This is a genomic window from Shewanella gelidimarina, from assembly GCF_023283945.1.
Taxonomy (GTDB): Bacteria; Pseudomonadota; Gammaproteobacteria; order Enterobacterales; family Shewanellaceae; genus Shewanella; species Shewanella gelidimarina.
Map to the genome: position 1 here is coordinate 11,934 of NZ_JAKIKW010000018.1, position 11,263 is coordinate 23,196.

The 11,263-nt window shown below is 45.7% G+C and carries 8 protein-coding genes; 3 read left to right on the forward strand and 5 right to left on the reverse strand.

Annotation, left to right across the window (positions count from 1 at the left end):
* Positions 1–498 precede the first annotated feature (498 nt).
* Together L2729_RS14980 and L2729_RS14985 are read left to right on the forward strand one after the other, a co-directional pair.
* Positions 499–1,788 (forward strand): alpha/beta fold hydrolase, encoded by a 1,290-nt coding sequence (locus L2729_RS14980; protein ID WP_248988991.1) that lies wholly within the window; start codon positions 499–501, stop codon positions 1,786–1,788.
* 140 nt (positions 1,789–1,928) lie between these two features.
* Positions 1,929–2,126, forward strand: coding sequence for a DUF4250 domain-containing protein (locus L2729_RS14985; protein ID WP_248988992.1), 198 nt, complete (start codon positions 1,929–1,931; stop codon positions 2,124–2,126).
* Between the two features lie 68 nt (positions 2,127–2,194).
* On the opposite strand, the gene L2729_RS14990 is transcribed toward L2729_RS14985, so the two are convergent.
* The 5 genes from L2729_RS14990 to L2729_RS15010 form a co-directional block, all read right to left on the reverse strand.
* A complete protein-coding gene (locus L2729_RS14990; RefSeq protein ID WP_248988993.1) occupies positions 2,195–5,335 on the reverse strand; it encodes an efflux RND transporter permease subunit in 3,141 nt (1,046 codons plus the stop codon).
* A 12-nt stretch (positions 5,336–5,347) separates the two neighbouring features.
* Entirely contained in the window at positions 5,348–6,643 is a 1,296-nt protein-coding gene (locus tag L2729_RS14995) for an efflux RND transporter periplasmic adaptor subunit (RefSeq protein WP_248988994.1), read from the reverse strand.
* Positions 6,643–7,998: a TolC family protein gene (locus L2729_RS15000; RefSeq protein WP_248988995.1), complete on the reverse strand. Its 1,356-nt coding sequence runs from the start codon at positions 7,996–7,998 to the stop codon at positions 6,643–6,645. Before L2729_RS15000 ends, L2729_RS14995 begins: the two co-directional genes overlap by 1 nt.
* A 244-nt stretch (positions 7,999–8,242) precedes the next feature.
* On the reverse strand, positions 8,243–8,647 hold the full coding sequence (locus L2729_RS15005; protein WP_248988996.1) for a hypothetical protein: 405 nt from the start codon (positions 8,645–8,647) through the stop codon (positions 8,243–8,245).
* 167 nt (positions 8,648–8,814) lie between these two features.
* Positions 8,815–10,803, reverse strand: coding sequence for a DNA topoisomerase III (locus tag L2729_RS15010; RefSeq protein WP_248988997.1), 1,989 nt, complete (start codon positions 10,801–10,803; stop codon positions 8,815–8,817).
* A 159-nt stretch (positions 10,804–10,962) separates the two neighbouring features.
* Between L2729_RS15010 and L2729_RS15015 the strand changes: the two genes are divergently transcribed.
* Positions 10,963–11,235, forward strand: coding sequence for a hypothetical protein (locus L2729_RS15015; RefSeq protein WP_248988998.1), 273 nt, complete (start codon positions 10,963–10,965; stop codon positions 11,233–11,235).
* Positions 11,236–11,263 lie beyond the last annotated feature (28 nt).

Sequence of the window (11,263 nt, forward strand, 5' to 3'; positions counted from 1 at the left end):
CTATTAATAAATGATAGAACATGAACTAACGCTCACAAAACATCATATTTATCGTTTACACGATCCCAGCTGATTAGCAATAAGTTGAAACCGTTCACCTAGTGACTATTTCGGTCTATACCCATCCTACTAGAAGATGCTCGTTTCAGAGGCATTGTGCTAGTTCAATTCTAGGCGCATTAATGTAGAAATGGTTGTTCCCTTTGAAGTGACTGCACCAACGAAGTGGGCTTGCACAACACCTTCTGCGATGGGTATTCTTTTTGTATTAAGAGTGGTCTTTACTCTGAGTTATTGATTTTACCAAGGGAGCGACCATTAGTCGCAATCAATGCAAGCACCAGGAATGGCGTGAATGCTAGTTATAATGGAGCATTAACTGGCTTTGATTAAAGACCATTAAATCCCCACTGAATCCTGCACCTTCAGGTAAGATGGGTATATAATCTTCAGCTCTGTTGCCCCTAAAAATACTCAAAAAAAACTAAGGCTTATTCAATGACAACACATCTCACCTTTGCAGGCATGGTTGCTCGTAAACACACCTTCACACTCCCTCTTGATTACCAGCAACCTAACGGTGAGACAATAAACATTTTTGCGCGCGAGCTTGTCAGCCCAGAAAATCAACATAAAGCGCTGCCCTTCATCGTCTTTTTTCAAGGTGGCCCCGGATTTGGTGCGGTAAGGCCTGCCGCGAGTGGCGGTTGGATAAAGCGGGCTCTACAAGAGTTTCGCGTGCTTTTACTCGACCAACGCGGCACCGGACTGTCGAGCCCAGTGAGCTCAGCTAGCCTTGCACATTTATCCACACCGCAGCAAAGCGCATATCTAAGTCATTTTAGGGCTGACAACATTATTCGAGATGCTGAAGCGATTCGTCAACAGCTTGTTGGTGATGAGAAATGGGCTATTCTCGGTCAAAGTTTTGGTGGATTTTGTGTTTTAAAATACCTTAATGATGCACCACAAGGTGTTAAAGAAGCCTACATAACAGGGGGGATCCCCTCTCTCAGCCGCAACTCAGATGAAGTATACCAAGCCACTTATCAGCGCGTTATCGCTAAAAACAATGACTTTTTTAAGCGCTTTAGTGACGCCCAAGCATTGGTTAAAGCACTGGCACAACATATCAGTGTTAACGATGTAAAGTTGGCGACAGGCGAGCGACTCACGGTTGAAATGTTACAGCTGCTTGGGATCAACATTGGTATGGAGCAAGGTCCAGAAAGCATCTATTACCTGCTAGAACATGCACTGATTGAAACGTCGAATGGCACCTTGGTTAACCCACTATTTCTAGCGCATTTTTGCCATTTGTTAGATTATAATACCAACCCGATTTTTGCGCTGCTGCATGAGTCTATTTATTGTCAGCAAAGTGCTTCAAATTGGTCCGCTCACCGAGTGAGAGCACAATATCCACAGTTCAACTACACGGCTGATAAACCATTTCTCTTTACCGGAGAGATGATCTACCCGTGGATGTTTGATCAGTTCTCTAATCTAAAACCGTTAAAAGAAGCCGCCACCAGTCTTGCAATGAAGGACGATTGGCCGGCCCTATATCAGGAAGCTGTGCTGGCAGAAAATAAAGTGCCCGTTGCCGCAGCTATCTACGCTGAAGATATGTTTGTTGAAATGCGTTACAGCCTAGAAACCGCTGCCAAAGTGGGCAACCTAAAGTACTGGCTAACGTCGGAATATGAACATAATGGCATTAGAATGGATGGAGAACATATTTTAGATAGATTAATTACAATTAATCGTGGGGAAAACTTGCGTTAATTAAGAATCACTTAAGATTAGCGGGACATAATGTAATCTGTTCCTCACCCAGTATCACCTTTTGCAAGCCTTTTTAAGGCTTGCTTTTTTTTGCCTCAAAAACCATATTTAATAGACATCCCCCAATGAGGTCACGCCTGATGGACATCACTCATCTTGAACAACTCAGTGCAGAGATATTGTTAGGCATAGTCAACGAAAAATTGCGGCTGAGCTGCGCTGATCAAGCTGCACTATTTTACGAACTCGATATGGATAATAAGTTGCTTGAGTCAAAGCTTGCTAACATAGGCTTTCATTATCATTCGCTCAGTAATCAGTATCGCAACCTAAAATAGACGATAAGGCGTTCATCCTTATCGTCATATTCACTCATTACAAAATACTGCTAAGTGTCCAGTACTGCTTAAGCAGGTTTGGTGCTGCTCTTACGGGTATAGCGATAAACTAATGCATAAAGCACAGGCAAAATCACTAAGGTCAGTAACGTCGATGAGATTATGCCGCCAATGACCACTGTCGCTAAAGGTCGTTGCACCTCAGCACCGGTACCCACGTTTAGCGCCATAGGCACAAAACCTAGACTGGCTACTAATGCTGTCATCATCACTGGTCTAAGACGTTGAATTGCGCCTTGTTTAATCGCCTCAATAAGCTCAAGACCTTGTTGTTTAAGCTCCTTAATAAAGCTCAACATCACCACGCCATTAAGCACCGCGATCCCCGATAGCGCAATAAAGCCAACCGCTGCCGATATTGATAATGGCATGTCACGCAGCACCAATGCCAACACGCCACCCGTGAGCGCTAAGGGTACGCCGCTGAAGATAATCAACGAATCGCGAACAGAGCCAAAGGCACTGTATAACAAGCCGAAAATGAGCATTAATGTCAGAGGAACTAAGATCATCAAACGATTTGATGCTGATTCTAACTGCTCAAAGGTGCCACCATATTCACTCCAATAACCACTCGGTAGCGCGAGTTGCTCGGACATCACTTGTTTAGTGTCTTCAATAAACGAGCCTAAATCGCGGCCATCGACGTTAGCCGTCACCACCACGTGGCGCTTACCGCTTTGACGGTTTATTTGGTTAGGGCCAATTTTGAAATTAAGTTCAGCTACTTCTCCAAGCGGGACATAACTTAGATCAGGATTGAGCTCCGTTGGCAACGCAATAGGGATATTAGCGAGTTTGCCGAGATCTTGACTGATAGTATCAGCCATTCTGACGACTAATTTAAAACGCCTATCACCTTCATAGATAAGACCAACGGGTACGCCAGCCACTGCAGTTTGCAATGCTTGCTGTACATCAACAATCGTTAACCCAAGCAGCGCTAAATGGTCGCGGTTGGGCTCGACAGATAATGTCGGTAAACCTGACATCTGCTCAACGCGCACATCAGTTGCACCATCAATACCTTGGAATAATCCCACAGCACGATCGCCAGCATCTTTTAAGGTATCCAGATCATCGCCATAGATCCTTAATGCCACATCCGCGCGCACACCGGCAATAAGCTCATTAAAGCGCATTTCAATCGGCTGGGTAAACTCATAATTGTTACCCGGTACCTGCTCAACTTGCTCACGTAGTTCTTCGATAAACTGCGCCTTAGTTTTACTCGGATCAAGCCATTCTGATCTCGGTTTAATGATCAAAATAGTATCAGCAACACTTGGTGGCATAGGATCGGTCGCTACCTCTGGAGTACCCACTTTAGAAAACACTCGCTGCACTTCATCTAACTCGCCGATGATAATTTCGAGTTTTTTCTGCATCTCAATTGATTGCTCAAGCCCGGTACCGGTGATCCGCATGGCATGCATGGCAATATCACCTTCATCCAGCTTAGGTAAGAACTCCGAACCTAATCGACTAAGCTGCACACTCGTCACAATGATGAGGACTATCGCGCCAGCAAGAATAATAAAAGGACGTTTAAGCGAGAAAAATAGCACTGGCTCGTATGCTTTACGTGCGCTTGCCATCAACCAGTTTTCTTTCTCGTTCACTTTACCTTTAACGAATATGGCTATTGCTGCAGGGACAAACGTCACTGAAAACAGTAATGCACCAATAAGCGCTGCAACCACGGTAAAGGCCATTGGGTGGAACATCTTACCCTCTACGCCATTTAGGGCGAAAATCGGCAAGTACACCAACATAATGATCAATACACCGAATACTGCCGGACGAAACACCTCTTTAGTGGCGTCAAAAACCACTTTTATGCGCTCTTCCAGTACCAATAATCGACCGTGTTGATGTTGTGCCATGCCTAATCGGCGCAGCGCATTTTCAACAATAATCACCGCACCATCAACAATGATGCCGAAATCAATGGCGCCAAGGCTCATCAAGTTGCCTGATACACGGTTAGCTGTCATCCCCGTAATGGCAAACAACATACTCAGAGGAATAACCAATGCCGCTATCAAGGCTGCGCGGAAGTTACCTAGCAGTGCAAACAACACCACAATAACTAACACAGCGCCTTCAAATAGGTTTTTCTGTACGGTTGTTATCGCTTTATCCACTAACGTGGTGCGATCGTAAACCGCTTCAGCAACAATACCTTGTGGTAGACTCGCATTAACCAGTTTAAGCTTTTCGCCAACTTCTTTGGCAACAACGCGGCTGTTCTCGCCGAGCAACATAAACGCGGTACCGAGCACGGTTTCTTCGCCGTCTTGGCTAGCCGCGCCGGTTCGTAGTTGCTTACCGTAAAATACCTCAGCGACATCACCGATACGCACCGGGGCATCATCACGTTTAGTGACCACCACTTGGCGAATAGATCCCAAATCTTTAAGCTGACCTGGTGAGCGAACCAACCATTGCTCACCACTGCGCTCGATATAACCTGCGCCAGCGTTACGATTATTAAGCTCTAATGCCTTAATGACATCATTGACAGTCACTTTATAAGCCAGCAACTTCGCCGGATCTGGCGCAACTTGGTACTCACGCTCATAACCGCCGAGACTGTTAATCTCAGTCACACCCTTAACTTTGACCAGCTGTGGGCGAATGATCCAGTCTTGAATGGTGCGTAAGTCTTCGGCGTTATAGGGACTGCCATCCTCTTTAAGCGCACCGTCGAGTGCTCGAATAGAGTAAGTAAACACTTCCCCTAAACCACTACTTACAGGCCCAAGTGCAGGTTCTGCCTCGACAGGCAGTTCACTGCGTACGCCTTGCAAGCGCTCAGAGATCTGCTGACGAGCCCAATAGATATCAGTGCCCTCTTCAAAAATCACCGTGACTTGCGACAAGCCATAACGGGAAATTGAGCGGGTGTAGTCAAGGCTTGGGATCCCCGCCATAGCATTTTCAATCACATAGGTCAGCCGCTGCTCGGATTCGAGCGGTGAATAACCCGCAATAGCGGTATTGATTTGTACTTGTACGTTGGTAATGTCAGGCACTGCATCTATCGGCAGTTTTAAGGTGTTATATACACCTAACGCCGCAATGAACAGTGTCATTGCTAATACCAGTAATCGCCGTTTAAGGGCGAAAGAGATAATAGTATCCATGTCAGTTCGTCCTTAATGTACGTGCTTTGCAGCGTTTTTCATGATGTCAGCTTTCAATAAATAACTATTGTCGGTGACGTACTCTGCGTTAGCTTCTAGGCCATCAAGCACCTCAAAAAATTCGCCATCACTCTCGCCTAATGTCAGCAAACGCACCTCAAAGGTATTACCGAACTTAACAAAAACAGCCGGTTTATCCATAAAGGTTTGTAAAGCATCAGCGCGCACCGCTAGAGGCACTTGCTTAGTACGTGTCTCGATGTTGGCTTGGATATGCATACCTGGACGCCAATGCCCCTCAGGGTTGGCAATCACAGCACGCACTCTGGCGATATGACCACCCGTCATTACTGGTGCAATATAACTAATAGTGCTGCTGGCACGACCTTCGCCGTGAGCCTCTTCGCTATTACCATGGTCGTCATCACCAATCGTAACCGCTTGCCCTAACGCGATTCGGCTTAAGTTTTTTGGAAACGCTGACATATCAATCCACACGCTGGAAAGGTCGCTAATTTGCAGTAGTGCTTGATTAAAAGTACTGTCGCCAACCGCTAACATTTGCGCGGTAACTTGACCATTTGCAGGACTTTTTACACTGTAGCGTTGCAAGGTTGTCGAATTCCGCACCGTCGCTATGATCTGCCCCTTAACGACAGTATCGCCAATGGTGACATTAAGCTGCTCTATCACACCGGTATAAGGCGCAGAAACACTAAACTGCTTATCGGTAATCGCGGCTACAACGCCAAACAGATGATCAGTAAACTTAAGTTCTGCTGCCGCACTAAAACCAGTTTTTACACCTGACAATGCCAGTAAACGATCATTGATGGTGACTCGGCCCATATGGTTTTCATAGTGAAAATCATATGTATCACCTTTGAAACTAGCGTCTATTTCTACATCAAAAGAGTGTGGTTCAGCCACGCTTTTATCACTGACAAGATACATTTCTTCAGCAACGAAACTTACCTCATCGATAACGCCTCCCAAACGGGTTAACGATGCCGATAAATCGACCTTTTCAGGAGAAACTGGCTCGCCTTTATAAAAAGCATAAACCCGCATTTCAGGAGGAATACCAGATTCTGCCATGGTAATTTCTAAAGCGAAGTCATCATGTTTTAGTAAACGACCACCGTGTGGGCCTTCTGCATCATCATGGTGTTCTTCCTCTTCTTCATGGCCGTGGTCACCGCTAGCTTGAGCGACATTGAACGGAATGAAAGCACCCGCAGCCAGTATCGATAGAGACATTGCGGCGGCAATGAGTTTTGCTTGTAATGCGTTAACATTAATATTCATTATTGATTTTCCATTGCCACAACAGGCTTAATATTGGAGTTTGCAACCGTCATCGATTGCCCTGTGATCCGCTCTATCGCTAACAACTCTAGATAAACGGCTGTTTTAGCTTCAATCAACTCTCGTTCAATACTAAAGAGCTCCGATTGAGCATCAGCAAGCTGCAGCACATTGGCTTGTCCGGTTTGGTAGGCGGTTTGCGTGTGGGAAAGTAACTGTTTAGCCAGTGGTAACACGTGTGCCTTGAGCTGTTGCACTTGCTTGGCGTTGTTGACCATCGACTGATGCAACTCTAACAAGGTCAGTCTAAGCTGATCTCTTGCTAAGCGTTGTTGCTCGTTGGCTTTATCTTCTTCGGCTTTGGCCGCCAGAATATTACCTTCGTTAGGGTTCGAGAACTGCAGTGGCATTGAAAAGTTAACCATTAACGCGCCATCATCAAAACCGTCGTAGCTTTTCAGCCCTACACCAACTGTAATGTCTGCACGGGCTTTGGATTCTTCCATACGACGCTTTGCAATTAACATGCGTTCAACACTGAGCAACTCCAAGTATTGCGGAGCAGTTTCGATGGCATTGAGCACACTCGCAGCGGTCGGCAGTATATGCAGCGAATTAAGCTCGTCATTGGCCATTGAGAACTGAACATCACTCGACCACATTGCGGCTAAGCGTTGTTTAGCAACGTTAAAGTCACCTGCAATACGTTGCTTTATCACCTTTGAGCGCGATAACCGCAGCTGCATTTTACTGACGTCGGCTTGAATAACAGCGCCCGCTTTAGCGCGGGTTTGAATCGCTTGCAGTGACTTATGCTCCAGTTGGATTCGACGTTCAATCCACTGCTGTAACGCTTGAAGCCGTAATAACTGATAATACCTTTCGGTAGTTTGTGCTAGTACCGCTAACCGTAGCATTTCATACTGAGTTAGCGACTGCCGTTCATTCGCACTGGCAAAATCAATGCGACGTTGGCGCTTATCCCCTAACTCAATAAGCTGGCTCAACGCCAAGGTGATCTCCGCGTTGTCGACCCCCTGCATATCACCCGTGCCGAGAATGTTTTCCACATTAACCGATAACTCAGGGTTAGGTGTGATCCCCGCTTGCAAGGTTAATGCTTCACTTGCTCGCAGCGAGTATGGATAGGCTTTCAGCGAAATATTATGCAGTAAGGCTTGCTCTAATGCCCACGGCAGTTTGATGCCATTGGCAACCGTAGGTGTCTGAGCATCTTGTTGCTGAGTGGCTGGCGCGGCCATAATTTGAGCGCAATAAAGCCCCAAAATACAGATAGCCAAAGTGACTAATGCCCGCTGACATGCCACATAGAAGATATTTTTATCTCTAATCACGAGATTAAACTCCTGTTAATTCAGTCATTACTTATTGTCACAGCAATAACATGCAGTGCACAACAACGTATAGACTTATTGACTTGAGTATCAGGCTAACTGAGGTGACGAGAGTGAACTCAATGGCAATCCATAATCAACAAATATACGTTAACTTGAAAATGGGTTGGCACAATGACACACAGATCTCGACACACTCGATAACCTAATGGCTCAAAAACGATTTAATTAAACGGAACAGGAATTAACAGTACGGGGGAGGAATTGGCGGCGCGTAGCTTCTGTCTTGATAGCTAATAATAAACTGACTTTTATCTTCTACACCGCTCGATTGTGCAATAAAGCTCAACTGGGCAGGTGGATGGCAAGCAGTATGGAAGTCATTATCATGTTCATCTTGGTCGTTGACTTCGACCATATGGCTACACTTCGCAGTGGCTGTGTGACAACAGTCTTGCTGCAGCTCTTGCGATAATCTGTTTTCTAAGTGATGAGCTTCAGTGAGGCCCTTCTCTGCATAGTGAAGCTCTGTACTGTGAAGATCAGCAGCAACACAAGTCGGAAATAATTGCGACACAAATACCACCAGTAATAAAACTAGTGTCAATTTAGATTGAAACATCTGCATTGATAAATGTGAATTAAACAACAATATTCCTATATAACTAAGACGGATGCCTCGGAGCCAGCATCCTTTACCGATTAGCGGCAGATGATAACCGCTTTTATCTCAGGTAAATAGTACTTCAGACAAAAGATTTTCGAAACTTGACCGCGATCAAAAGATTCCAGCCCGTAGCCATAGTCAAACCCGGGTTAAGGTTTAACGTTATGTTTTAGTGCACGTGGTTTTTTCACCGCTTTTTTTGCCGTAGACGGTGTTTTTGCGCCGGTGCGCGAGTAGGATTTTCGCTTAAATGGTGTAGGACTTTTTACCCCTTGTAGCGCAGTGGGTAACACCGAGCCAGCTTGGATAATCAACTCATCTAATTTGCTGATAAGAGGCTGCATGAAGGCTTGATACTGGGTTTCCTTGCGGCTCATAGAATCTAAGGTATTTTCCCACAAGGCAGTCATATCTGGCGTTGTTGCACTGAGTGGCAAACTGTTGATGAGACCTTTGCCCACATCCGTCGCAATAATGGTTTTACCCTGTCTCACTAAAAAACTGCGCTTAAATAGCAGTTCAATTATGCCAGCACGAGTCGCTTCAGTACCCAGGCCATCAGTGTCTTTAAGGATCTTACGAATGTCAGGGTCGGTAACATAGCGGTTTATCCCCGTCATAGCGCCAAGTAACGTCGCATCAGTAAAGTGCTTTGGGGGTTGAGTTTGTTTTTCCAATAACTCTCCACGCTCACATAATAACGATTGCCCCTTCGTTAATGGCGGTATGGTGGCTAAATCCTCATCATCGCCTTTCTCGTCAGCGCTAGATTTACTCTGCTTGATAAGTCGCTTCCAGCCTATCGCTATCTCTTGTTTAGCTTTCGTCTTAAACAGTCCCCCGGCGATGACAATCTCTACCACCGTCTCTTTATATTGATAAGCGGGATAAAACTGCATTAAATACTGCCGTGCAACTTGCAAATAAATCTGCTTTTCAGCCGGACTGAGGCTGGCTAGATTGGCGACTTTCTCGGTGGGAATAATCGCATGGTGAGCATCGACCTTTTTGTCATTCCATGCTTTAGATTTGAGCTTAGCGTTCGGCGCGTCTATCCCTTGCGTCAGCTCGGGTGCCCCTTTATTGACGGTAGCGATCACGCTCGGCGCCATCCCATGTTGTTCTGCGGGCAAGTAGCGGCTATCAGAACGAGGATAAGTGATCAGTTTATGGCGTTCATATAACGACTGGCAGGTATCCAGTACTGTTTTAGCGCTCATGCCAAAGCGCTTAGCCGCGTCAATTTGTAATGAAGATAGATTGTATGGCAGCGGTGCATTTAGTTTTTTATCTTGCGCCGTGACTTTTTCGACCGTGCCATTTTTGCCTGAGATCCGTCCAACAACGTTCTGCGCCAGCCCTTTGGACAGCACACGTCCATCTTCGTCCATATAAGGCTGACACGCCTCACTGGGTTGCCATTTAGCTGTAAACGCCTGTTGAGCGTCCGTCATTAGATGCGCTACGACCTCATAAAATGGCTTAGAGACAAAATCGTTAATCTCTTCATCGCGCCTGACCACTAACCCCAATAACGGGGTTTGTACCCGTCCAACGGAGAGAACGCCTTGATAACCGACCTTACGGCCTTGGATAGTGTAAGCCCGAGTCATGTTCATTCCATAAAGCCAGTCAGCACGTGAACGTGCTAAGGCTGAAGTCGACAATGGGATAAACTCACGATTTGAGCGTAATTGCCCTAAGGCACGAGTAACGGCTTGGGGATTTAAATCGCTGATTAGCAGACGTTTTGCTTGCTGTAACTTAGCGCCTTTGACGCCTAAGTGAGCAATGATCTCGTCGACCAACAACTGCCCTTCACGGTCAGGATCACCGGCGTTAACCAGTTGAGTCGCCTCTTTAACCAGCCCTCTAAGCACTGATATTTGACCACGCATCTTATATTTTGGCTTCATTTTCCAAATGTCTGGCACTATCGGAAGATGTTCAAATTTCCAAGATTTATAATCTGGCGAATACGCATCGGGCTCGGCTTGCTCTAATAAATGTCCAACGCACCATGAAACACAGTCACCATTAGCGGCGCGTATAAATCCCTCACCTTTTTTTAACGGTTTAGGTAATACATCAGCTATCGCTCTGCCTAGGCTGGGTTTTTCTGCAATATATAGGATCATTGGCACACATTTACTATCACTGTATAAATTAACAGTAACTGTAACCTGTGGTTGCTGCGGGTGCAATAAAAAGCCAGCTAACAGCTCAAAGATTGTAAACTTTATTGCGAATAGTTCTCATTTGATATTTAATCTTTACTCTACTTCGGAGGAACGATAATGTTGACGACGCTAAGCAATCCAACAACAAGACTCGACAGGTTACTGCTATATCACTTTCTACTCGTGACTGCTTGGGTCATCTTATGCGCCCCGCTAATTGCGCAAAGCCCGAGTCTCGAACCATTAGTGTTGAGTAGTTTGGTCATTGTTCTTACCAGTATCAGCACCCTGATTGGCTTGAAAATGGCGCATGGATTCAGCAAAAATACCTATTCTTTGTTGTTTATCAGCTGGATGGCTGTTTGGGTCGCTCAGCTGTTTAGCCTTTAATACCCATTGCACTCAGTATTTGACCCAT